Origin of the sequence: Algirhabdus cladophorae (assembly GCF_044772865.1) — a bacterium.
GTDB lineage: Bacteria > Pseudomonadota > Alphaproteobacteria > Rhodobacterales > Rhodobacteraceae > Algirhabdus > Algirhabdus cladophorae.
The window spans coordinates 2,523,949-2,544,716 of the sequence record NZ_CP173029.1 but is presented as its reverse complement, the minus strand read 5'-3'; the positions used below and the strand labels follow the sequence as shown (position 1 = coordinate 2,544,716).

General features: G+C 53.4%; 26 protein-coding genes. 10 read left to right on the top strand and 16 right to left on the bottom strand.

Annotation, left to right across the window (positions count from 1 at the left end):
* The first annotated feature begins 75 nt into the window (after positions 1-75).
* Complete coding sequence (locus ACIRQ6_RS12195; RefSeq protein WP_420860875.1) at positions 76-378, top strand: hypothetical protein; 303 nt, start codon at positions 76-78, stop codon at positions 376-378.
* Positions 379-432: 54 nt separating this feature from the next.
* Here the strand turns inward: ACIRQ6_RS12195 and ACIRQ6_RS12190 are convergent, their stop codons facing one another.
* Both ACIRQ6_RS12190 and parE read right to left on the bottom strand, forming a co-directional pair.
* Complete coding sequence (locus tag ACIRQ6_RS12190; RefSeq protein WP_420860874.1) at positions 433-870, bottom strand: DMT family transporter; 438 nt, start codon at positions 868-870, stop codon at positions 433-435.
* 113 nt (positions 871-983) lie between these two features.
* Positions 984-2,942 (bottom strand): DNA topoisomerase IV subunit B, encoded by a 1,959-nt coding sequence (gene parE / locus ACIRQ6_RS12185; protein WP_420860873.1) that lies wholly within the window; start codon positions 2,940-2,942, stop codon positions 984-986.
* Between the two features lie 128 nt (positions 2,943-3,070).
* Between parE and ACIRQ6_RS12180 the strand changes: the two genes are divergently transcribed.
* On the top strand, positions 3,071-4,429 hold the full coding sequence (locus ACIRQ6_RS12180) for an MATE family efflux transporter (protein ID WP_420860872.1): 1,359 nt from the start codon (positions 3,071-3,073) through the stop codon (positions 4,427-4,429).
* Here the strand turns inward: ACIRQ6_RS12180 and ACIRQ6_RS12175 are convergent.
* Both ACIRQ6_RS12175 and ACIRQ6_RS12170 read right to left on the bottom strand, forming a co-directional pair.
* Positions 4,418-4,819, bottom strand: a complete 402-nt coding sequence (locus tag ACIRQ6_RS12175) for a hypothetical protein (protein ID WP_420860871.1) — start codon at positions 4,817-4,819, stop codon at positions 4,418-4,420. The genes ACIRQ6_RS12180 and ACIRQ6_RS12175 overlap by 12 nt on opposite strands.
* A 20-nt stretch (positions 4,820-4,839) precedes the next feature.
* Complete coding sequence (locus ACIRQ6_RS12170; protein WP_420860870.1) at positions 4,840-6,042, bottom strand: pyridoxal phosphate-dependent aminotransferase; 1,203 nt, start codon at positions 6,040-6,042, stop codon at positions 4,840-4,842.
* Positions 6,043-6,127: 85 nt separating this feature from the next.
* Between ACIRQ6_RS12170 and ACIRQ6_RS12165 the strand changes: the two genes are divergently transcribed.
* The 3 genes from ACIRQ6_RS12165 to ACIRQ6_RS12155 all read left to right on the top strand — a co-directional run bounded on the left by ACIRQ6_RS12165 (position 6,128) and on the right by ACIRQ6_RS12155 (position 7,405).
* A complete protein-coding gene (locus tag ACIRQ6_RS12165) occupies positions 6,128-6,526 on the top strand; it encodes a helix-turn-helix domain-containing protein (protein WP_420860869.1) in 399 nt (132 codons plus the stop codon).
* Positions 6,519-6,788, top strand: a complete 270-nt coding sequence (locus ACIRQ6_RS12160) for a succinate dehydrogenase assembly factor 2 (RefSeq protein ID WP_420860868.1) — start codon at positions 6,519-6,521, stop codon at positions 6,786-6,788. Before ACIRQ6_RS12165 ends, ACIRQ6_RS12160 begins: the two co-directional genes overlap by 8 nt.
* A gap of 98 nt (positions 6,789-6,886) precedes the next feature.
* A complete protein-coding gene (locus tag ACIRQ6_RS12155; protein WP_420860867.1) occupies positions 6,887-7,405 on the top strand; it encodes a MarR family winged helix-turn-helix transcriptional regulator in 519 nt (172 codons plus the stop codon).
* A gap of 49 nt (positions 7,406-7,454) precedes the next feature.
* Here ACIRQ6_RS12155 and ACIRQ6_RS12150 read toward each other — a convergent pair whose 3' ends face one another.
* From ACIRQ6_RS12150 to ACIRQ6_RS12135, 4 genes are all read right to left on the bottom strand, one after another.
* Positions 7,455-8,129 carry a DUF1194 domain-containing protein gene (locus ACIRQ6_RS12150; RefSeq protein WP_420860866.1) on the bottom strand — a complete coding sequence of 225 codons (675 nt, stop codon included), beginning with the start codon at positions 8,127-8,129 and terminating at the stop codon, positions 7,455-7,457.
* A 63-nt stretch (positions 8,130-8,192) separates the two neighbouring features.
* A complete protein-coding gene (locus ACIRQ6_RS12145; RefSeq protein ID WP_420860865.1) occupies positions 8,193-8,621 on the bottom strand; it encodes a VOC family protein in 429 nt (142 codons plus the stop codon).
* An 18-nt stretch (positions 8,622-8,639) separates the two neighbouring features.
* Entirely contained in the window at positions 8,640-10,004 is a 1,365-nt protein-coding gene (locus ACIRQ6_RS12140; protein WP_420860864.1) for a surface lipoprotein assembly modifier, read from the bottom strand.
* A gap of 16 nt (positions 10,005-10,020) precedes the next feature.
* A complete protein-coding gene (locus ACIRQ6_RS12135) occupies positions 10,021-11,214 on the bottom strand; it encodes a hypothetical protein (protein ID WP_420860863.1) in 1,194 nt (397 codons plus the stop codon).
* Between the two features lie 158 nt (positions 11,215-11,372).
* Here ACIRQ6_RS12135 and thyX point away from each other — a divergent pair, with 158 nt between their 5' ends.
* From thyX to ACIRQ6_RS12120, 3 genes are read left to right on the top strand one after another with little or no spacing between them, the layout of a single operon-like run.
* Positions 11,373-12,281, top strand: coding sequence for an FAD-dependent thymidylate synthase (gene thyX, locus ACIRQ6_RS12130; RefSeq protein ID WP_420860862.1), 909 nt, complete (start codon positions 11,373-11,375; stop codon positions 12,279-12,281).
* A gap of 34 nt (positions 12,282-12,315) precedes the next feature.
* Complete coding sequence (locus ACIRQ6_RS12125) at positions 12,316-12,471, top strand: hypothetical protein (RefSeq protein WP_420860861.1); 156 nt, start codon at positions 12,316-12,318, stop codon at positions 12,469-12,471.
* 2 nt (positions 12,472-12,473) lie between these two features.
* Positions 12,474-12,791 carry a hypothetical protein gene (locus tag ACIRQ6_RS12120; protein ID WP_420860860.1) on the top strand — a complete coding sequence of 106 codons (318 nt, stop codon included), beginning with the start codon at positions 12,474-12,476 and terminating at the stop codon, positions 12,789-12,791.
* 73 nt (positions 12,792-12,864) lie between these two features.
* On the opposite strand, the gene ACIRQ6_RS12115 is transcribed toward ACIRQ6_RS12120, so the two are convergent.
* A complete protein-coding gene (locus tag ACIRQ6_RS12115; protein WP_420860859.1) occupies positions 12,865-13,071 on the bottom strand; it encodes a cold-shock protein in 207 nt (68 codons plus the stop codon).
* Between the two features lie 209 nt (positions 13,072-13,280).
* Between ACIRQ6_RS12115 and ACIRQ6_RS12110 the strand changes: the two genes are divergently transcribed.
* Positions 13,281-13,604: an arsenate reductase family protein gene (locus ACIRQ6_RS12110; RefSeq protein ID WP_420860858.1), complete on the top strand. Its 324-nt coding sequence runs from the start codon at positions 13,281-13,283 to the stop codon at positions 13,602-13,604.
* Here ACIRQ6_RS12110 and ACIRQ6_RS12105 read toward each other — a convergent pair.
* The 5 genes from ACIRQ6_RS12105 to thrS all read right to left on the bottom strand — a co-directional run bounded on the left by ACIRQ6_RS12105 (position 13,586) and on the right by thrS (position 18,391).
* Positions 13,586-14,146: a DoxX family protein gene (locus tag ACIRQ6_RS12105; protein WP_420860857.1), complete on the bottom strand. Its 561-nt coding sequence runs from the start codon at positions 14,144-14,146 to the stop codon at positions 13,586-13,588. The two genes, ACIRQ6_RS12110 and ACIRQ6_RS12105, sit on opposite strands and share 19 nt — an antisense overlap.
* An 18-nt stretch (positions 14,147-14,164) precedes the next feature.
* Positions 14,165-14,911: a DNA-binding domain-containing protein gene (locus tag ACIRQ6_RS12100; protein ID WP_420860855.1), complete on the bottom strand. Its 747-nt coding sequence runs from the start codon at positions 14,909-14,911 to the stop codon at positions 14,165-14,167.
* Positions 14,908-15,765, bottom strand: a complete 858-nt coding sequence (locus tag ACIRQ6_RS12095; RefSeq protein WP_420860854.1) for a DUF692 domain-containing protein — start codon at positions 15,763-15,765, stop codon at positions 14,908-14,910. The genes ACIRQ6_RS12100 and ACIRQ6_RS12095 overlap by 4 nt, the downstream gene beginning before the upstream one ends.
* Before the next feature lie 68 nt (positions 15,766-15,833).
* Positions 15,834-16,121 (bottom strand): DUF2282 domain-containing protein, encoded by a 288-nt coding sequence (locus tag ACIRQ6_RS12090; RefSeq protein ID WP_420860853.1) that lies wholly within the window; start codon positions 16,119-16,121, stop codon positions 15,834-15,836.
* Positions 16,122-16,444: 323 nt separating this feature from the next.
* Positions 16,445-18,391, bottom strand: a complete 1,947-nt coding sequence (gene thrS / locus ACIRQ6_RS12085; RefSeq protein ID WP_420860852.1) for a threonine--tRNA ligase — start codon at positions 18,389-18,391, stop codon at positions 16,445-16,447.
* Between the two features lie 201 nt (positions 18,392-18,592).
* Here thrS and ACIRQ6_RS12080 point away from each other — a divergent pair, with 201 nt between their 5' ends.
* Positions 18,593-19,459 carry a hypothetical protein gene (locus ACIRQ6_RS12080; protein ID WP_420860851.1) on the top strand — a complete coding sequence of 289 codons (867 nt, stop codon included), beginning with the start codon at positions 18,593-18,595 and terminating at the stop codon, positions 19,457-19,459.
* Positions 19,460-19,490: 31 nt separating this feature from the next.
* Here ACIRQ6_RS12080 and ACIRQ6_RS12075 read toward each other — a convergent pair whose 3' ends face one another.
* Both ACIRQ6_RS12075 and ACIRQ6_RS12070 read right to left on the bottom strand, forming a co-directional pair.
* The gene (locus tag ACIRQ6_RS12075; RefSeq protein ID WP_420860850.1) at positions 19,491-19,913 is read right to left on the bottom strand and encodes an MAPEG family protein; all 423 of its coding nucleotides are present in this window, start codon (positions 19,911-19,913) and stop codon (positions 19,491-19,493) included.
* A gap of 1 nt (position 19,914) precedes the next feature.
* Positions 19,915-20,682 carry an ArsR/SmtB family transcription factor gene (locus ACIRQ6_RS12070; RefSeq protein WP_420860849.1) on the bottom strand — a complete coding sequence of 256 codons (768 nt, stop codon included), beginning with the start codon at positions 20,680-20,682 and terminating at the stop codon, positions 19,915-19,917.
* Between the last annotated feature and the right edge of the window lie 86 nt (positions 20,683-20,768).

Here is a 20,768-nt window from a genome sequence, read left to right as displayed (position 1 = left end):
TGGGGTTTGTGTCGCTATGTCTGTGTCATCCAAGGGTGTGGGCATGTCCTTATGGACAAACCAATGGAGTAAACAATGTTGAAACGAGTAGTGGCATTTACGGCAGTAGCAATCGCATTAGCGGCACCAGCACACGCAGGTCTAGGTGCATTTTTGCAAGGCAAACAAGACAATTCCACCCGTGATGTTCGGGTTGGGTCCAGTGTTATGCCACCCGCAGGATTTACCGGTCGTCGTTGGGTCCATCCCAATGGTTGCCAATATAGCCGCACGGGCCGTCCGGGCGAAGTGTCGTGGACGTTGGTTGCGACGGGTGTGCGCGGATGTTCGTCCTTTTTCGTACAGTCCAGCCCCTATGGCGACATGACTGGCTACTAAGTCGTTATCTGATACAGGCAATGAACGTTGAAAAGGCGGGCTGGTGGGCCCGCCTTATCCTTTTTGAGTGACAAAAACCCCAACAGCCATAATCGCTAGACCTGCCGCACGGGTTGGGGTCAGGGGCGTTGGTAGGGCATTAAACAGGCCAAAGTGATCAATCGCGGCCGCCGAAATAAGTTGGCCCAACAGTACGAAAAACACGGCATTGCCCAGCCCAAAATGCGGCGCAATCCACGTAATCGATAACACATAGAATGCAATCAACACGCCGCCCAGAAACAGATGCTTGGGGGCAGTGGGCAATGCTTTGAGGCTACCGGAAGCTTGGCCAATGACCATCACCGCAGCCGCACTGAGGCCCGCTACCAGAAATAGTACAAAAGCTGCGGCAATGGGTGATCCAATTTTGGCCCCAAGGGCGGCGTTCAAGGCGGCTAATATCGGGATTCCTATGCCCGCCAGCAACATAATGGCTGCATACTGGGCCATCTAACCAGCTTTGACCGGCTCGCGCAGGGTGCAAATTAGGCTGCCTTCAACAGCGTCCTTTTCGACCCGCCCATAAGGCGTTGCGCCATTGTGAACAAAAGAAGCCAGACTCATTAGACGTCCAATTCTTCTACAAATTTTGCGTTCTCACTGATATATTCGAACCGTTTTTCCGGTTTCTTGCCCATCAGTCGTTCTACCAGATCCCCAGTTTCACCCGGTGTGTCCTCATCAATAGTCACGCGGATCAATTGACGGGTTAGGGGGTTCATTGTGGTGTCCTTGAGGTCTTTTGCATCCATCTCGCCCAGACCCTTAAAGCGGCTGACGTCGATTTTGCCTTTTCCACCAAGCCCTTTGTCCAGCCATTCGTCCCGCTCGATCTCGTCCAGACAATACACGCGCTTGGCGCCTTGGGTCAGTCGGAACAACGGGGGGCAAGCCAAATACAAATGCCCGGCGTCGATCATCGGTCTCATCTGGGTAAAAAAGAACGTCATCAGCAAAGCGGCGATATGGGCCCCGTCCACATCCGCGTCGGTCATGATAATGACCTTTTCATACCGCAGATCATCGACGTTAAACTTTGTGCCCAACCCGACGCCCAAGGCCTGAGATAGATCGCTGATTTCCGCGTTTGATCCCAATTTACTGCTGGCAGCCCCGAGCACGTTCAGAATTTTACCGCGCAAGGGCAGCAAAGCTTGGGTCTTGCGGTCCCGTGCCATTTTCGCCGAACCACCCGCACTGTCGCCCTCGACGATGAACAACTCCGTGCCTTCGCGGGCGTTGGACGAGCAATCGGTCAACTTGCCGGGCAAGCGCAGCTTTTTCGTAGCAGACTTGCGCGCAGTTTCTTTTTCTTGTTTGCGACGCAGTCGTTCTTCGGCCCGCAACACCAAAAAATCCAAGATAGCACCGGCAGATTTCGTGTCCGCGGCCAGCCAATTGTCAAAGTGATCGCGCACGGAATTCTCGACCAAACGCTGAGCCTCGGTCGTGGCGAGGCGGTCCTTGGTTTGGCCGACAAATTCCGGCTCACGAATAAAGCACGAGACCAAAGCACACCCACCTGTGGTCAGGTCATCACGGGTAATTTGCGTGGCCTTGCGATTGTTAATCAATTCACCGTAGGCGCGGATGCCTTTCAGGATGGCGGCCCAAAAGCCGGCTTCATGGGTGCCGCCCTCGGGCGTGGGCACTGTATTACAGTAGGACTGAATGAAGCCGTCGCGCGACGGCGTCCAGTTGATCGCCCATTCGACTTTGCCGGGGGTGTTGAATTTCTCGGTAAAATCCACAACGCCTGCGAAGGGTTTTTCCGAATAAGTACTGGCGGTGCCAAGGGTTTCGGTCAGATAATCCGACAGGCCGCCCGGGAAGTGGAATGTGGCCTCGGTCGGCGTCTCGCCGTCATCGATGCCAGATTTCCAGCGGATTTCGACGCCGGAAAAAAGATAGGCTTTGGACCGGATCGATTGGAACAAACGGGCCGGTTTGAACCGGTGTTTGCCAAAGATCTGCTCGTCTGCATGAAATGTCACCGTCGTGCCACGTCGGTTCGGGGCACTGCCAATTTTTTCAACGCCCCCCAGAGGAATACCGCGGCTAAAGCGTTGTTCGTAAACTTCTTTGTTGCGGGCCACTTGCACGACCATGCTGTCAGATAACGCGTTGACCACGGACGCCCCAACCCCGTGTAAACCGCCAGATGTCTGATAGGCTTTGCCCGAAAACTTACCGCCAGCGTGTAGTGTGCACAGAATGACTTCCAACGCGGATTTATCAGGAAACTTGGGGTGTGGATCAATCGGGATCCCGCGCCCGTTGTCACGAATGGTTACAGCATAGTCGTCGTGCAATTCCACTTCGATCCGGTTGGCAAAACCCGCCACCGCTTCGTCCATGGAGTTGTCCAAAACTTCGGCCACAAGGTGGTGCAACGCGCGTTCGTCCGTGCCGCCAATATACATGCCGGGGCGTTTGCGCACGGGCTCAAGCCCCTCAAGCACTTCGATGCTGTCGGCGTTGTAGTCGTCGGGTCCTTCGGACGGAAAGAGGTCTTCGGCCATGGCTGATCTGCTTCTTTTTTGATTATGCCCCTAGTATGCCACGGGCGTGAAAGCGGGGGAAGGGCGGAAGTGTTAACACAGCACTCACAAAGCTTGCATTAGATCCGCGCCAAGATTACCGCAGACCCATGGCCGTTACGCAAACATATTCCGCGCATACCAAAGCACTGTTGGTTTTGGGCCTGCCTTTGGTCGGCTCGCATTTGGCACAGATGTCGATGACGGTGACTGACACGCTGATGTTGGGGCGGTATTCGGTCGAGGCACTGGCCGCAATCACATTGGCTGGTGGGATGTACTTCATGATTTTCATCGTGGGGTCAGGCTTTTCCCTTGCGGTGATGCCATTGGTCGCCCAAGCCGCCGAAAAGGGTGATGAGGTTGCGATCCGCCGTGTGACCCGCATGGGACTGTGGCTGAGTTTTGGCTATGGCCTTTTGGTTTATATTCCCAGCTTTTGGTCCGAAACCGTGCTGTTGAGTATGGGTCAGCTGCCGCAAGTGGCCAAAGATGCGCAAACCTACCTACGCATCGCCAGTTTGGGCCTTATTCCCGCAATGTTGGTGATGGTGCTGAAATCCTATCTTGCGGCCCTTGAACGTACGCAAATTGTTTTGTGGGCAACGGTTGTGGCTGCGATCGTCAATGCAGGCCTGAACTATGTGCTGATTTTCGGCAATTTTGGTGCGCCGGAGTTGGGCATCAAGGGGGCTGCAATTGCCTCTCTAATCTTGCAGATCTTTAGCTTGGCTACATTGGTAATATACGTGCGCATTGTTTTGCCGCAGCACGATCTCTTTGCACGGCTTTGGCGCCCTGACTGGCAGGCCATGTTCCAAGTGTTTACCTTGGGCTATCCGATTGGCCTGACATTGCTTGCGGAAACGGCCCTATTCAGCGGTGCGGCCATTATGATCGGTTGGATTGGCACGCCTGAATTAGCGGCCCACGGGATTGCACTGCAATGGGCCTCGGTCACTTTCATGGTGCATTTGGGCCTTAGCCAAGCGGCCACAGTGCGCGCGGGCCGGGCTTTGGAACGCGACGATCCTTTCGGGCTGCGTCGCGGGGCAGGAACGGTGATTGTTCTGTCGTTTATCTATGCCGTGATCACTGTGGCTGTGTTCCTGATTTGGCCCGAACCACTGATTTCGCTGTTTTTGGATTCGCAGGATCCTGAACGGCCGCTGATCATTCCTATTGCTGTCGGTTTGCTGGTTATGGCGGCCCTGTTTCAGGTTGTAGACGGGGCGCAGGTGGTGGCGCTTGGCCTTTTGCGCGGGGTTCAAGACACCAAAGTCCCGATGATTTTTGCCGCGATCAGCTATTGGGGGATCGGTATGCCTGCCAGCCTGTTCTTTGGGTTTGTGTTGGATTTGGGCGCAATTGGTGTGTGGTTGGGTTTGGTCGTGGGCCTAGGTGTTGCTGCCGTCCTGCTCAATTGGCGGTTCTGGACATTTGGTATTTCCAAGGGTTCAGCCCTTTAGCAAACGATCCGCTTTTTTACGCACCAAAACGCTGCGCAAATCATGCATAGACAGCAACAACGCATCCGTGATGTTTTCAAGCTGCTCGTCGCTGGCTTTGGATTGCACCCATTGCGTCGTGATGTTGAGGTAATCCACTGCGCGATGAATGTCGTCGATATCACGCTGCGCCAGAAGTGCCTGCCGTTCTTCCATCCAGCGCTTGATCTCGGCCAGATCATCCTCCGACAGGGTCCGGTCTCCGTGGGGTTTGACCTCGCCATTTTTGATATTGATGACCGCAATCTGATCCATTTCGATCCGGCGCTGCCGGTTCTCGGTATCAACACGGAATACCGTGGCCCCATTTTCGCGCACACGAAAGTAATAATCAGGTAGCTCTGCGGCCATTGTGAATTATCCCGAAGTCGTCAGCGCAGGGACGCGCAGAACTCTTGTATCCGAGAACAAGCGGTTTTCAAAGCCTCGTCAGAGGTTGCGTAGCTCACACGGAAATTGGGGCTAAGGCCAAAGGCCGCGCCAAAGACAACGGCGACGCCGGTTTCTTCGAGTAAAGTGGTCGCAAAGATCTCGTCATTTTCGATGACAACGCCTGATGCGCTGGTTTTGCCAATGCAGCCTTGGATCGAAGGATACACGTAAAACGCCCCTTCCGGCGTCGGGCAGGTAATCCCTTCGGCGGCATTCAGCATTTCAACCACCAGATTGCGGCGCCGTTCAAAAATCGCGTTGTTCTTTGGCAAAAAATCCTGTGTGCCGTTCAGGGCCTCAACCGCGGCCCATTGGCTGACCGAACAGGGGTTGGAGGTTGATTGCGATTGCACTTTGCGCATCGCTTTGATCAACACTTCAGGCCCTGCCGCATAGCCTATGCGCCAGCCAGTCATGGCATAGGCTTTGGACACACCATTGCAGGTCAGCGTGCGGTCATAGAGGCTGGGGTCAACTTGGGCTGGGGTACAAAATTCAAAGCCGTCATAGGCCAGATGTTCATACATATCGTCCGTCATCACCCAAACATGAGGGTGGCGCGCCAAAACATCTGTCAACTCTTTCAACTCATCCCAGCTATAGCCAGCACCCGTGGGGTTGGAAGGTGAATTAAAGATCAGCCATTTCGTTTTTGGGGTGATGGCGGCCTCTAGCTGTGCGCCAGTCATCTTGAAATTTTGGTCTAGACCAGCTTCGATGACAACTGGTTCGCCACCCGCCAAAAGCACCATGTCCGGGTAGCTGACCCAATAGGGGGCGGGGATGATCACTTCGTCGCCTGGGTTCATTGTGGCCATCAGGGCATTATACAGGATCTGCTTGCCGCCCGTGCCAACGCTGACTTGAGCGGATGTGTAATCTAAGCCGTGGTCACGCTTCATTTTCGCGACAACTGCAGCTTTCAACTCGGGGATACCATCGGGGGCCGTGTATTTCGTTTTGCCTGCTGCAATCGCGGCCACTGCTGCATCTTTGATGTTTTGCGGCGTGTCAAAATCCGGCTCACCTGCACCAAGGCCAATCACGTCTTTCCCTGCGGCCTTCAGCTCGGCAGCTTTGGTGGTAACAGCGATTGTGGGCGAAGGTTTGACGCGGTCGAGTGTCGCGGACAGGAAGCTCATGGTATTCTCCGGTTTCATCCTTGTTCGACCCGTCTTAGAGTGGCGCCACGTGTGAAACAAGCGCTTGAGGGGGGCTTTTGGCCAGATGACGGAAACAATCGACGATTGGTATAGTCCAGAGACCGCAACCTTTGGGGATCGGGTGGCCGGTGCGCGCGAAGCCTCGGGCATGGATCAGGCCACGCTTTCCAAACGTCTGGGTGTCAAACTGAGCACGTTAAAGGATTGGGAAGATGACCTGTCTGAGCCGCGTGCGAACAAACTGTCGATGATGGCGGGCATTTTGAACGTGTCGTTGCGCTGGCTTCTGGAAGGTCAGGGCGATGGCATTGATGCACCCGTTGAATCTGAACCTTTGGACACGGACATCGACGCGCTGCTAGTAGAGATTCGCCAAATTAAAGGTCAACTCGCTAAATCCGGCGAGCATCTAGGCCGCGTCGAAAAACAGCTTCGTAAAGCATTGAAAGAGCAAAATGGTTGAATTGCGCGAACATCGGATCAAACGACTGGCCATGCGCAGTATGCGGCGTGGCATTAAGGAAATGGACATCATTTTGGGGCGGTTTTCAGATGAAAAACTGGCGCAGTTAGATGATCAAGCGCTTGATTTATATGATGATCTTTTGTCGGAGAACGACCATGACCTGTACCAATGGTGCAGTGGTCAAACCGCGACCCCGGACAAGTATTTGGACCTGATCACTGATATTTCCGAAAATATGGCCGCGTCTGACCGAAAGTAATTCCAATTTTAATGATGCGTTCGATACTTAACTGAATGTAAGCGAATATGCCTCTAATTAGCTTCAACAGTCCTTCAAGGCCTCGTGGAGTATATGAGATGAGCGTTCACACTGAACTGGATACAAAGTTAGATGAAGAAGACCACAGCGGCCAGCATGGTTTCGTAAAAGGCTATTTAGAAGCCTTGGCATTGGTCGAACGTCTGCACAGATTGCTGCTGGATGTCATCAAAGATGAATTCGAGCGGGTCGATATCATCGAGATTAACGCAGTACAGGCCTTGTTGTTGTTCAACATTGGCGAAAACGAAGTGACCGCGGGCGAGTTGAAGTCGCGTGGATATTATCAGGGCTCGAACGTCAGCTATAACCTGAAAAAGCTGGTTGAAATGGGCTATATGCACCATCAACGCTGCGAAATTGACCGCCGGTCGGTCCGTGTGCGCCTCACTGAAAAAGGTCGCAATATTCGCCTGATCGTGGCCAAACTGTTTGCGCGCCACGCAGAGGGCCTGATGTCCAAGGCGGTTCTGGATCTTGAGGGGCTTGAAGATATCAATGTAGCGCTGCGCCGGGTGGAACGTTACTGGACAGATCAGATCCGCTATATTTACTAAGTTCCCTATCAAAAATTGATCAAGGCCTGCCATATTGAGCAGGCCTTTTTTAATCCAACAGGCTTAACACTGGTCCCTCCAATTCGCGCAATAACTTGCGCTGCATGGCCTCTTGGAACGCCTCAAATCCAAGAGATGTTTCGATAAACGCCTCCGGTCCTTTAATGACTTCGGCTTGATAATAGGCCTGAAGTTCTCCGATATGCACTGACCGGGCGTCCGAAAAGTTCTGTGGATCTGAACCGATCACCAATCCATTGATGGTAATGTCTTGCGTTGAGGTCCAGGTTTTAACATCTCTGGGCCTTGGCCCTGTGTTTGACTTGCCATCCCCCGAGATATCCAAGGTTTGTTTCCAACACTTTGGTCCCGTGGCAAGTAGATCCGCGCCAAAATTCATGGCTTGGCCCAATGCAGTGGCCGGCGGGGTTTCGCGGCGCTGTGTTTGGCGTAACTGGCCCCCCACTTTTTGGAGATCTTGCAGTGTCTTGAGTTGGGTCCAGGGGACCAAGATAACTTGGTATCTGGGCCCACTCCACTCAAACACAGCGATTTGGACGGGGGCCGATGGCATCGCCAGAATAAGATCCTGCACGGCCTCTGATGTCAAAGCCCCAGCCGTCCCGTCCAATTGCAACCTGTATTCATGCGCGTCAACAGAGCCAGATACGTCCAGCCCCAACACCAAAGCCTGCCTGCATTGCGCGTGTGCTTGGACGGTCATCAAACCCGCAAGAGCGGCGCCCCTCAAGACCCAAATCAAAGCCCGCATCCCCATGGGCGAAATTTACCAGTGCCCGGTATTTTCCATGCTGGCCCAAGGCTCTGCTGGGGCAAGGTTATCACCCTCCTGCAACAGTTCGATCGAGACGTTATCGGGGGAGCGCACGAAAGCCATATGACCGTCACGCGGGGGGCGATTGATTGTCACGCCGTTGTCCATCAAATGCTGGCACAGCCCGTAAATATCGCTGGTACGATAGGCCAAATGGCCAAAATGCCGACTGTCGCTGGGCAGCCCTTCATCACCGTCCCAGTTATAGGTCAGCTCTACCGGGCAATCCTCGTCACCGGGAGCCGCCATAAAAACCAACGTAAAACGACCGCCTTCATTGTCATAGCGGCGCGTTTCAGTCATGCCCAAAAGCTCGAAAAATGCAATGTTTGCCTCGAGGTCTTTCACCCGAACCATAGTGTGGAGATATTTCAGAGCCATTTCAAAGGCCTCCTTTGTTTAAAACGTGGACCGCATGCCAATACTGATGCCAATTTCTTCGGTGTCAAACCGGGCAACGTTTGAATCCGTCCGGCTGGCGCTGAAGGAAACAACTGGCGCAAAACCAAGATAGCTGGCGTTTTCAAAGAACAAGCTGGTCCCAACACGGGTTGTGATGTCTTTGCGCGGGTCAGAACTGTATAACGGCCGATCAAAGTTTTTGGCGGTATAGCTGATGCTAAAGTCCATTTTCGCCCCCAACACGGCTTTGTCCAATGCATAGCGGGCCCCAAAGGTGGCGGAACGATAGGCATAGTCGGCTGAAATGGCGTTTGCCTTTGCGGTGGACAAATTGAAGGTCAATCGGCCAGCGTTCTCAAAATTGGTGCTGTGATACCCGCGCAGTGTCCAAGTCGTCGAACTGCGCTCAGCGGCATCTTGGCGTTCGCGCCGGTCATAATCCAACCCACCGCCGATGATCTGGGTGCTGTTTATCGCAGTGCCCCCAGAAATATTGGCGCGAAAAATTTCTGACAAATGCTCAGAAGCATACCAATTGCGGCCTATGGAAAGGCCTGCGCTGACGCTGCTTGTGGGCGTATTTACAAGGTCATATTTTGCGCCAAAAGACAGCTGATGAAAGGTGAAATCGCTGTTTTTGGCGTCTGGATTCAGATCGCGTGCCTCGGAACTAAGCCGGATCTCCCGCCCATCAAAGTCCAGGGTAAAGGCCAGTGGACGGTTTTCCAAACCTTTGGGGCGATAGCTTAGAGTGGTGCCATAACTGATTTCCGTGCCCGATAGGGGCAGGGCACTCACTGGCGTTTCAAAAAAGAAATCCTGACCAAAGAGGGTAAAGGTCATGCCCTTGGATGTCGTTCCGTTGTTCACATTGTCGGACGGTCGCAAATCAAAGCGAAGGTCGACCCGCCACGGATTGTTGTGCCGCACAAAGCGAAAGTCGCGCACCACACGGTTGCGCACTTGATCGTTAGGTGCGTTTTGTTCTGCACGTCGCAGCCACACTTGTGAAGCTGTCAATCGGCCTTGTGTCGCGCGGGCCTCGGCCACAGACATTGCGGCGACAAATCGTGCATTCTTGGCATTTGCCGCGTTATAGGCGCGCCGCCCATATTGCGCAGACCGTTCAGATTGGCCCAACGCCTTGTGCGCCCGCGACAATAAAATCAGGGCTTGGACATCCTTTGGATCCGCATCCAAAAGTGCCCGGGCCATGCCAATTGCAATGCGCGGTTGACCCGAGACCAACAATTGTTGAGCAATTGCGCGCGCCTCCGGCAAGCTAAAGCCAGACTGCGCAGTGGCGGCACCTGAAAATGACAGTGCCAAAGCGCAGCAAAAAGCAAACGGGGCTAGTTTCACAGCGTAAATCCGCTCTTTACGGTTCGGGGAAAGCACCGGTTTGTTTTGTCACGAAAACACCAGTTTCTCGCGCGTTATAGTCCGTTTGAAAGACTTCGCTGATGGTTTCGACGGAGGCGATGTTTGGATCACTGGCAGGGTCAATCGTAAAGACAGTTGCGGTGCGACCCGCCTCTAGATCTGCGATAATGATGTTGCGCTGGGCTTCGGTAAGTTCCGATTTGGACCCGTCGACAAATGTCGCTTGATCGTAGTTCACCCGTTGGATTTCGGCGACCCCGTCCATGACGATATAGCCTGCTAATTCGGTCGCATCCGTGGCGCCTAATAGGGCGGTGTAGGTTCCAGTGTCACGTGCGTTGCCCTCGAACGAGGTGCTTGCGCCACCTTCATTGACCACGCCGTCCAGTCCATCAGGTGTCACGGCCAGCGTGATTGTCGGCAAAGAGGCACCAACCGAGCCATCTATTCCCTTGCGCACACGGTTTTGGATGGTGCCGGAGACTGCCCCTGTCAGGTCAAAATTGATCGCGTCATAGCGCATGATTGCATCGCCTTGGACCAGTTCCAAACCGCCGCGTCCACGGAATGTACGTTGGCCCGCGTAGACGCCGCGAAACACATAAAGACCGTTTGTAGGAACGGTGACATCCTTTTCCAATCTTTGCACCAAGGCACCGCCATATCCGGCATCGCGGTAAACTGAGGTTGCGGTCGTCGACGCTTCGAAATTGTCTGTTCTGATGAACAGGGCATAGTATGGATCCTGCGCCACACTGGCGTCAGTTCCAGTCAGTTTGACGTTTTCATAGATACGCACACTGCGCACATCGGCAAATTCGGCAAGGGTTGCAATTGTTGCGTCCGTTGATGCGATCGCTGTGTCGGACCCCGCAACGGCAGATAGGGTGTATTCCGTTGGACCGGGGCCATCGAAGGGTAGGTTATTGATGACGATGCTGTTGGTCGCTGCATCAAATTCAAAGCTGTTCATCACAAGGCCGTCGGTCTCGTCGAAGGCGAACTGGGCATCCTCGGAAACGTTTGGATTAACCGGGTCGATCGTGGCTACTGGATCCACGACCGCATCTGCGACAGGCTCTTCCTCTTCGGCTTTAAACGGATTGGTGCCAGACCCGTCCGAACATGCCGCAAGGCCCAGAGCCCCAGCAAGAATGAAAGGTGATACTCGAAACTTTGTAATGCTCACGATAAAGCCCCTGCGCAATCGTTTCACGGTCATTAGGTGCCGTGTTTCTACTATATGACGAATCTTATCAAAGGATGACATCCAGAACTAGCCATTTCTAATAGATCGGGGTCTATATATGGTAGCTTACAACTTGATTCCCTCTAAAGGTGCGAGAAATGCCGCTAAATCCAGAACAACAGGCTGAGATTGATGAATTGCGCGCGACGCCGCAGCCCACTTTGCGTGCCGTCTCCGAAGGCATGGAGGCGCATTTATACAAGGCCTATGACGTCTTGGATCACGGATTTATCCGTGTGATTGATTACATGGGTGACGATGCTGCAATCACTCAAGCTGCGCGCGTCAGCTACGGAAAAGGGACAAAATCGGTTCAGAATGACGAAGGCCTGATCCGGTATTTGATGCGGCATTGGCATTCGACACCGTTTGAGATGTGCGAGATCAAGTTGCATGTGAAGTTGCCGGTTTTTGTCGCGCGCCAATGGATTCGCCACCGCACCGCAAATGTGAATGAATATTCTGCGCGCTATTCGATCCTCGATCGTGAATTCTATATACCGTCGCCCGAACATCTGGCGGCACAGTCCGAAATCAACAACCAAGGACGGGGTGCTGCGTTGCAAGGTGCTGAGGCTGCTCAGGTTTTGGAAATACTGAAAACTGATAGCAACCGCGCCTATGACAATTATGAGCAGATGATTTCTGAGGATGGGCAGGCAGGTTTGGCCCGCGAATTGGCACGCATGAACCTTCCGGCAAATATTTATACCCAGTGGTATTGGAAGGTTGATTTGCACAACCTGTTTCATTTCCTTCGGTTGCGTGCAGACAGTCACGCGCAATATGAAATCCGTGTTTATGCAGATGCCATTTGCAAAGTGGTGGCTGACTGGGTCCCTGCGGCCTATGCGGCTTTTGAGGACTATCGCATGGGCGGCGTGAACCTGTCGGGCAAAGGTGTGGATTGCCTCAAACGAATGCTGGCAGGCGAAACAGTGACCCAAGAAACCAGCGGGATGTCTAAAGGTGAGTGGCGCGAATTCCGGGCTTTGTTGGACGACTAGCCCCCGAATTGGGCAATTTGGCCCGCGATGATTGATGTCGAAGTTGAAACAATCCGGCGCCACGATGAAAATTGTGGCGTCAGTGTGGGAAAAAACACAATATTTGCGTCAAAAAATTGACCCAACAACAAAACCTGCTATCGATGGTGGGGATAAAGACATTTGGCAGAACAGCCAAGAGGGAGAGTAAAGATGATTTCAAAAACAGTCTTTGCGGCGATTGCTGGCCTGACATTGATGGTTGCAACCCCGTCCACAGCACAGGATGCACGGGTTTATGCCTACGAAGGCGCAGGTAACTTTTGCCCGGCTGGTCTGCAGCCTGTGACAATTTCCGGCGTAATTTGCTGCGGTGTCCCGAATGCCGGATCCTACCAAAAGGCGATGATGCATGCGTCCGTACGCAAACATTCGCACGTGAAAAAGCACAAGCACGTCAAAACGCACACTCATGCAAAGCGCCATTCGCATATGTCGATGCACAGCCACGCCAAGCATCACTCGCATTAAGCCCATGCTAATTACCAATAAAAAAGCCGCCTAATAGGGCGGCTTTTCCAGTTCTTGCTATGATCAGACCGAATTAGAGCAGTTTAAGCTCGCCTGCAGAGGCACGGCCGTCGCGGCCTTCGATCATGTCATATTCGATTTTCTGGTTGTCTGCCAAACCGGTCAAACCAGCACGTTCAACAGCAGAAATGTGTACAAACACGTCTTTTCCGCCATCATCCGGTGCAATAAAGCCGAAGCCTTTTGTTGTGTTGAACCATTTTACGGTGCCTGTGGCCATCCGTCTTCTCCTTAGTATACCCGCCCGCGGAACTGCGGCGAGGTGGTGCAGCCAGTGTTCTTCGTCCGTCGGCTACCCAAGGAGGGGTGGTCGTCAAAACGTCTGTTGTCACGCTTCTTAGTTGTAGGGCTTTTGCAGATAAATCAAGAGAAAGCCTTAATAAACTCTGTAATACGCGGTAACATGCTAAGGAACTCGGAGAAAAACCAATGAAATTTTACGGGCTAAAGGCTTGCGATACTTGTAAAAAAGCCCTCAAGGCGCTCACAGCGGCTGGCAAAGAAGTGGTAGTGACTGATGTTCGGGCAGATGGCGTGAAAATAGGCGACTTGCAACGATTTTACGACAGTTTCGGTGAGAATCTGGTGAACAAACGGTCAACCACCTGGCGCAATATGTCACAGGAGGAACGCGAACAACCTGTGATTGATCAGCTTGTTTCGAATCCGACCCTGATGAAGCGCCCCGTTATTGAGAGTGATGGCAGGCTCTATCTGGGGTGGACACCCGAGGTTCAATCCGCACTGTTGTGATCCGATCGACCAAATAGCCGATCCAGTGAAAGGGGCCCTGCGCCCTGAATGACCAATACCAGCAGCAAAAAGATCCAAAGCCCGCGTTGATCCATGATCAATGATCCGGAGGCTTTGTCGAACCATGCGCCTAAGTCCGCACCGCCGACCCCATGACCCGTCACATCGACAATCGATTGCACCACGATAAATCCGATCATACCAATGCTGGCCAATCGGGTGAGCAAGCCCACGACGATGAGAACTGGCAAGACAAACTCAGCCACAGTTCCCGCTGTGGCAATCAGCCAATGGAATGCGTTCAGTTGGCTGGTGTCATACCCTGCGGCCTCCACAGCTTTGGGAAAGATTTGGATATAGGCGCCGTCTGACGGGCTGAGAAATCCAAAGATCCCATCGCCAACTTTGGTTTTGGCCGATGACCAGTAATAACTGAACAAAACCGCGACAAACATGAAACGCGCCAAAGTGGGTGTCATCCAGTGGCCATTCTTTTCGAGGCCTCCAAAGAGGCGATGATGCAAGTTTATCAAGGATGTCATGGAAACGGACTTTCTGTCTTAGGTCGAAAAGGGGGCAAGGGCGTTGCCTTGCAAAAGCAGACCAAGGCTGGCTGCCAGATCAAACTCGGGTACGGCGGTCCCGGCTTTTTGTAAGGCATCGCCGAAGGTCGCACCGTCTTGCAGCGCCAAAACAAAAGTCGCAGCGCCTGCGGGCAAAAGATGTGGCATCGGATCATAGTCGGGGCGCGTGATCAGTACGGCCTGACCGCCCGGTTGGGGGGGCGTCGCATCTTGGGTCATATTGACCCGCCAAATATCGTAAATGGGAAAGCGCGAGCGGATCAGTTTGGCTGAAGGCACAACACAAAAGCGCATTTGCATCAGCGTATCGGTGGGCGTGGTTTGCAACAGGTCCGCTGCAATAGGCGTCATATCCGCGGCATGATAACTGGCGCGCATGACCAGTTCCAGCTGGGCTACATCCGCTAGATAGGGCAACTGTTCGGCTGGTTTAAAGTGCTTTAGGAACTGCGGCATCTCTTGCCCGTAGTGCATCATGAGGCTACTGGCCGGAGGATGTTGCCGCAAATACACGCCAGCCATCGCGTTGAAAAAGTCGTCACCAACCAGTTTCAGGATCACCGGAAACCCGGTGCGCAGGGCATCTGTGAGACTGACAGCCACATTATTTCGGTAGACGTTGAACCGTTTTGGGGCGGCACGGCCCTGTGGGTCTACCACATTGGGCGGCGGTACACGGTCGGGATCCAGCAGCGCCGTTTTGAAATCCGATTGCTGTGTCATTGAGCCAAGGCCGTGAGTGCACCGTCAGCGCGCAGGGCTTCGGCCGCCAAAATAGGCCAATCTGGAACATCTGTGTCCCACTCGATCAGCGTCGGGCGGGGGCCCGCCTTTTGCAATGTATAGTCATAAAGCGCCCAGACCGGATCAACGACTTCGCGCCCATGGCTGTCGATCAACAAAGGGGCGCCGTGGTCGTCTTCGTCCTCGTCATGGCCGCCCAAATGGATCTCGCCCACGGCCTCAACCGGGAAGGCATCAATGTAGGAACGAGGATCTGTTTGTTGGTTTGTGGCCGACACAAAAACGTTGTTTACATCCAGAAGCAGGCCACAGCCTGTTCGCTTAACAATCTGATTGATATACTCAATCTCGGACATTTCATTGTCCGAAAAAGCTACATAGGTGCTGGGGTTTTCCAACAGCATCTGCCGGCCCAAAAGGGTTTGAACCTGATCAATATGCTCGCAGACTTTGGACAATGTGCCTTCGGTATAGGGCACAGGCAGCAGGTCGTTCAGGAAATGGCTGTCATGGGTGGACCATGCCAAATGTTCAGAAAAGCTGGCGGGGTTCAGCCAATCGACCAAGTGTTTGAGACGTGCAAGGTGATCTGGATCAAGCGGCCCTTCGGCGCCAATCGACAGGCCAACGCCGTGCACGGATATCGGAAATTTTTGCGACAGGTGACGCAGTTGGGCCAAAGGCCGTCCGCCGTCGCCCATATAGTTTTCGGCGTGAATTTCCAACCATGCGACGGGACCTGCATTGGCCATAATATCGTTGAAATGCTGGGCTTTGTAACCAACGCCAGTTTTGTTGGGAAGGCGGTCAAAATTATGCGTGGCGTCGAGCATGGTTTGGTCCTTTCCCAAGATTGGTGTGATGGGAGGATACACGATCCTCCCACCAAAAATCTATCAGCTTATGCTGGCAGGTCGCGGTCCAGTGCTTCCAGCGAACCCATGCGGTCGCCTTCAACGGACATGTCTGTGCATGTGCCAGCTGCAACCAATTTCCAGGCGTTGCCTTGGAAATCTACTGTGGATGTGCCTGCGCATGTTGTGCCTGGGCCAGCGGCACAGTCATTTTGGCCAGCCAAGGAAATACCGTAGCATTTTTCTTTGGATTGGGCTTCTGCAACTTGAACTGTGGCGGTCAAAGCGGCTGCAACAGCACCGGCAACGGCGAGAGTTTTAACTGTAGTGGACATGGATACTTCCCTTTGTGTTTCGTGTTTGGGCGACACTGTTCGTTGTGTCGTGGGGAAGTTGTAGACCCGAGGTGTTAAGTCTTTCCAATCACAGGCGCGTGTGATGTCGTCCGCGTTAGCGGATGTGATGAGGGTGTGAAGAATGTTACAAAAATTGCGGGTGTTAGTCCCGATTTTTGCAATGTGTTGCTTGAGATGAAGCTGCGCTGCAACATTTCAACCCACGCGTACAACATGTCGCAGGCCATTTGCGATTGGAACACGGTGGAATCACGCGAAGTGTTACGATGGATGGCCCCCAGTGCAGGAGCCAACCAAAAGGATTACCGCAGATCCGGGGCCTTGGCGTCCAATGCCAATTCCGACAGAACGGTTGAGAAATCTTGAACCGAAGTTTGCTTTTGACCCAAGCGGCGGATTGAAACAGTACCTTCGTCGACCTCTTTCATACCGCAGGCCAGAATGACCGGTACCTTACCAAGACTGTGTTCGCGGACCTTATAGTTGATCTTTTCGTTGCGGATGTCGGCCTCGGCACGCACACCCATGGCCTTTAGTTTGGCCACAACATCATGCACGTAGTCGTTTGCGTCGGTGACAATGCTGGCCACAACCACCTGACGCGGGGCCAGCCAAAACGGCAGTTTGCCTGCATGTTCCTCGATAAGGATCCCGATAAACCGCTCAAAAGATCCCAGTGTTGCTCGGTGTAGCATCACAGGCTGATGGCGATTGCCGTCTTGGCCGATGTAGCTGGCCTCTAGTCGGTCGGGCATGTTGCTGTCGACCTGAAGCGTGCCGCATTGCCAATCACGGCCGATGGCGTCGGTCAGAACAAACTCCAGCTTGGGTCCGTAAAATGCCCCTTCGCCTTCTTGAATGTCATAGTCATAGCCTGCCGCTTTACACGCATTGCCCAAAGCGGTTTCCAACTGATCCCAGACCTCATCACTGCCGATCCGCTTTTCCGGCCGGGTAGAAAGTTTGATCGACCAGTCGCTAAAGCCTAGTTCGGCGTAGATGCCGGACAGAAACTCGATGAAGGTCTTTGTCTCGGCCTCGATTTGATCCTCGGAACAGAAAATGTGCCCGTCATCTTGAGTAAAGCCGCGCACGCGCATGATCCCATGCAATGCACCCGAGGGCTCATACCGGTTACACGATCCAAATTCGGCCATCCGCAGGGGCAGGTCGCGGTAGGATTTCAGGCCTTGGTTAAAGACCTGCACGTGACAGGGGCAATTCATCGGTTTCAGCGCATTGATCGTCTTTTCGCGCGCGTGATCCTCGTCCACTTCGACGATGAACATGTTTTCCTGATAGCTTTCCCAGTGGCCGGACTTTTCCCACAGCTGGCGATTCACCACTTGGGGTGTATTAACCTCGACATAGCCACCGGCCCGTTGACGGCGGCGCATGTAGTCTTGCAGCTCTGTATATATAGTCCAGCCGTTGGGGTGCCAAAACACCTGACCGGGGGCCTCTTCTTGCATATGGAAGAGGTCCATTTCGCGACCCAATTTACGGTGATCGCGCAGGGCGGCTTCTTCAAGCATATTCAGATGTTTTTTGAGGCCCTCTTTGTTTGTAAAGGCACAGCCATAAATCCGTTGCAACATTGGGCGGTCACTGTCACCGCGCCAATAGGCACCAGCGATAGACATCAGTTTGAACCCGTCTGCAGGGACCTGACCTGTGTGTTGCAGGTGCGGGCCACGGCACAGATCCTGCCAGTCGCCATGCCAATACATGCGCAACGGCTCGTCACCGGGAATGCTCTCGATCAGTTCCACTTTATATGGCTCGCCGCGATCCTCATAATATTTGATCGCGACATCCCGCTCCCAAACTTCGGTTTTGACACCGTCGCGCAGGTTGATGATCTCTTTCATCTTCTTTTCGATGGTGGCCAGATCGTCAGGGGTAAATGGCTCGGCACGGTCAAAATCATAGTACCAGCCGTCTTTGATTACGGGGCCGATGGTGACTTTGACGTCCGGCCAGATTTCCTGAACAGCACGGGCCATGATGTGGGCCAGATCGTGACGGACCAGTTCCAGCGCTTGAACTTCGTCTTTCATTGTGTGCAACGCGATGCTGCTGTCGGCCTCGATGGGCCATTGCAGATCCCAATGGGCGCCATTCACTGTGGCGGAAATGGCCTTCTTGGCCAAAGAGTTCGAGATATCAGCAGCAACTTCGGCGGCAGTGACGCCTGCCTCATATTGCCGTGCATTGCCGTCAGGAAGAGTGAGAGTGATTTGGGCCATCTGTTGGGCTCCTCGTCTGTTTGACGCCTACGAAACGTCCGGTTGCGGGTATGTGGCGTCTATATGCGCTGCGGACCGGAATGCGTCAATATCCAACGCGATCCTTGCGGGTGTTACAGCCCCGCCGGGGTAGGGAATACCAGCCTACCGATATTTTTAAGTTGAGTTTACCTTTGGTTAATTATTCTGGAGGTTGTATTTATGTCTGACGCAAGTCCCGCCCCAAGCCGATTGTCGCCTGAACGCCTCAGCGCTTGGACGAAATTTCTCCTTCTCGCTGCGTTGCCCACATATCTGATTTTGGATTTTGGCGCGAGTTACTTTAGTGGGGAAGCCCGCCGCGAATACCGTGAGAGCATTTGCTTCAAATTTGAAGATGAAGCCGATGAAGCGCTGCGTCAGCGGCAATTGCCGGTCAGTGTATTGGGTAAAGTTGATCATTTTCTGCGGTGTGGCGCGATCAAGGAATTCAGCCTTCTGGGCGGCAAAATTTCAAACGACCGGATCATAGCCAAGAAAAAAGACAATACGGAAGCCACCAGTGAGGCCTTGGCAGCGATTGCCAGCGTCGAAAACCGGTTGCAATCGTTGCAGGGCGGCACGCGCCCCTCGGCCGTGCAATCCGCCGAAGTTGTGGAATTGTCGAGCAGCTTGGATCAAGTGCGAGAAACGCTGGTGCAAAATGTGCAACAACAAGAGGCACAAATCCTCAGCCTCGAAAAGGTCACCAAAGCGGCGCCTGTGGCTGGCAATTGGTTGATTGTTGCGGGATCGAACAAAACACTGGAAACCGGATTGCAGCAGGTCAAACTGATCCGGGGGATCCTTCAAAAGACCATAACCTCACAACCCGAATTGGCAGATCAATTGGCGATATACCAACGCGGCGGGAATTACCGCACAGCGCTTGCCCTAGGCGAACGCGACATGGCGGAAAAGGTGCTGGATGCAATTTTGCCCCAACTGAAATATGGGGGGTACTTGCGTGTTGAAAGCGATTGGTGTCCTGAGATCTCGCAAAAACGGCGGGTTGCGTCGGTGACACTGATCACATGTGCCGCAAAATAGGGTGTGGGGGCGATTGGCCCCCAACCTTAGTTCAGGCCGCGAAAACGGCGTATGCCATGATCAGGCAACACAGGCTGCCAGCCGTAAAGATAAGTGGGCGCAGGGGCATACGGGCCATACCGCTGATCATTCCTGCCGCATGGGCCACACGTAGCCAAAAGAACGCGATAGCGGTCCAATAGGTCAGCGCGGAATAGCCATCCACACGGTCCACTAGCAAAACCAAAATGGCAAAGGGCACCAATTGTTCGAGTAGGTTTAAATGCGCGCGATGGGCGCGGTGTACCCAAGCGGGATAGAGCGACAAATCAGGGGGCCTGCGAAAATTAGCGTCCTCTGGCACACCTTCAATTGGGTGGCGATTGATGCCGATAATATAAGGGATCCACATAAAAGCGGCGAGCAGGCAGAGGCAGGTCAAAACCCCAAGTTCAGTTGTAAGGACAGGTGTCATTTTACGCCTCCTCCATCGCCATTTGCAGGCCTTGGCCTGTCTCGAGGAAGGACTTGAGGCTGCTGGTCCAGCGTGCCCATCCTTCGGCTACACCCTCTTGGCCTGCTGGTATCCCAAAGTGTTCGCATGTCAGTTTACACAGCGGCCCTTGCGCCTCGGCGGAATAAACCACGCGACTGGACGGCGCATCCGGGCCAAAGAAATGCGGTACAAATGTCATTTCCAAACGAGATTTTGGCGTAAGTGATATGGTGCTTTGGCTCAACATTTTGCCGCCGTCAGGCAGGATAAAGTTTGTGGTCTGGCCTTCGACGGCATCGCCTTCGACGTTTTGGCACGCAAAATGGTATTGTTCCATCAGGTCTGCTTTGGTCAACGCGTCCCAGAGGGCATCGAGGCTGGTTTTGATAAAGGTCTCAGACACAAAGTCCGGCTTTTCAGAGGATGTGGTCATTTGGGCGGTTCCTTCTAAAGATGATTTCAAGTCAATCACGGCCCGCGCAGTGGGTTTGGCCAGCAAGGGCTCGATCCAACGATCAATGACCTCTTGAAGGGGCACAGCGTTCAAATAGTGGTATTTGAAGCGCCCCACTTTGCGGGTTGTCACAAGATGCGCGTCTTCAAGAACCTTCAAATGTTTCATCACACCAAAGCGTGTCATCTGCAGCTGGCGTTCCAGTTCTTGCAGTGACTGACCGTCCTTGTGGCGCAGGCTATCCAACAAGGTGCGGCGGGCGGGATCGTTTAGGGCTTTAAAGATTGCATCCATGGATTTCTTATAGGTGACTAAATAATCACGTGACAATATGGTAACTTGAATAAAGTTCCAAAACGTTGTTTTTGTTGGGAAACTGG

Coding starts and splice junctions, on each gene's coding strand:
- ACIRQ6_RS12195 (WP_420860875.1), top strand. CDS start 76: ATGTTGAAACGAGTAGTGGCATTTACGGCAGTAGCAATCGCATTAGCG.
- ACIRQ6_RS12190 (WP_420860874.1), bottom strand. CDS start 870: ATGGCCCAGTATGCAGCCATTATGTTGCTGGCGGGCATAGGAATCCCG.
- parE (WP_420860873.1), bottom strand. CDS start 2,942: ATGGCCGAAGACCTCTTTCCGTCCGAAGGACCCGACGACTACAACGCC.
- ACIRQ6_RS12180 (WP_420860872.1), top strand. CDS start 3,071: ATGGCCGTTACGCAAACATATTCCGCGCATACCAAAGCACTGTTGGTT.
- ACIRQ6_RS12175 (WP_420860871.1), bottom strand. CDS start 4,819: ATGGCCGCAGAGCTACCTGATTATTACTTTCGTGTGCGCGAAAATGGG.
- ACIRQ6_RS12170 (WP_420860870.1), bottom strand. CDS start 6,042: ATGAGCTTCCTGTCCGCGACACTCGACCGCGTCAAACCTTCGCCCACA.
- ACIRQ6_RS12165 (WP_420860869.1), top strand. CDS start 6,128: ATGACGGAAACAATCGACGATTGGTATAGTCCAGAGACCGCAACCTTT.
- ACIRQ6_RS12160 (WP_420860868.1), top strand. CDS start 6,519: ATGGTTGAATTGCGCGAACATCGGATCAAACGACTGGCCATGCGCAGT.
- ACIRQ6_RS12155 (WP_420860867.1), top strand. CDS start 6,887: ATGAGCGTTCACACTGAACTGGATACAAAGTTAGATGAAGAAGACCAC.
- ACIRQ6_RS12150 (WP_420860866.1), bottom strand. CDS start 8,129: ATGACCGTCCAAGCACACGCGCAATGCAGGCAGGCTTTGGTGTTGGGG.
- ACIRQ6_RS12145 (WP_420860865.1), bottom strand. CDS start 8,621: ATGGCTCTGAAATATCTCCACACTATGGTTCGGGTGAAAGACCTCGAG.
- thyX (WP_420860862.1), top strand. CDS start 11,373: ATGCCGCTAAATCCAGAACAACAGGCTGAGATTGATGAATTGCGCGCG.
- ACIRQ6_RS12125 (WP_420860861.1), top strand. CDS start 12,316: ATGTCGAAGTTGAAACAATCCGGCGCCACGATGAAAATTGTGGCGTCA.
- ACIRQ6_RS12120 (WP_420860860.1), top strand. CDS start 12,474: ATGATTTCAAAAACAGTCTTTGCGGCGATTGCTGGCCTGACATTGATG.
- ACIRQ6_RS12115 (WP_420860859.1), bottom strand. CDS start 13,071: ATGGCCACAGGCACCGTAAAATGGTTCAACACAACAAAAGGCTTCGGC.
- ACIRQ6_RS12110 (WP_420860858.1), top strand. CDS start 13,281: ATGAAATTTTACGGGCTAAAGGCTTGCGATACTTGTAAAAAAGCCCTC.
- ACIRQ6_RS12105 (WP_420860857.1), bottom strand. CDS start 14,146: ATGACATCCTTGATAAACTTGCATCATCGCCTCTTTGGAGGCCTCGAA.
- ACIRQ6_RS12100 (WP_420860855.1), bottom strand. CDS start 14,911: ATGACACAGCAATCGGATTTCAAAACGGCGCTGCTGGATCCCGACCGT.
- ACIRQ6_RS12095 (WP_420860854.1), bottom strand. CDS start 15,765: ATGCTCGACGCCACGCATAATTTTGACCGCCTTCCCAACAAAACTGGC.
- ACIRQ6_RS12090 (WP_420860853.1), bottom strand. CDS start 16,121: ATGTCCACTACAGTTAAAACTCTCGCCGTTGCCGGTGCTGTTGCAGCC.
- thrS (WP_420860852.1), bottom strand. CDS start 18,391: ATGGCCCAAATCACTCTCACTCTTCCTGACGGCAATGCACGGCAATAT.
- ACIRQ6_RS12080 (WP_420860851.1), top strand. CDS start 18,593: ATGTCTGACGCAAGTCCCGCCCCAAGCCGATTGTCGCCTGAACGCCTC.
- ACIRQ6_RS12075 (WP_420860850.1), bottom strand. CDS start 19,913: ATGACACCTGTCCTTACAACTGAACTTGGGGTTTTGACCTGCCTCTGC.
- ACIRQ6_RS12070 (WP_420860849.1), bottom strand. CDS start 20,682: ATGGATGCAATCTTTAAAGCCCTAAACGATCCCGCCCGCCGCACCTTG.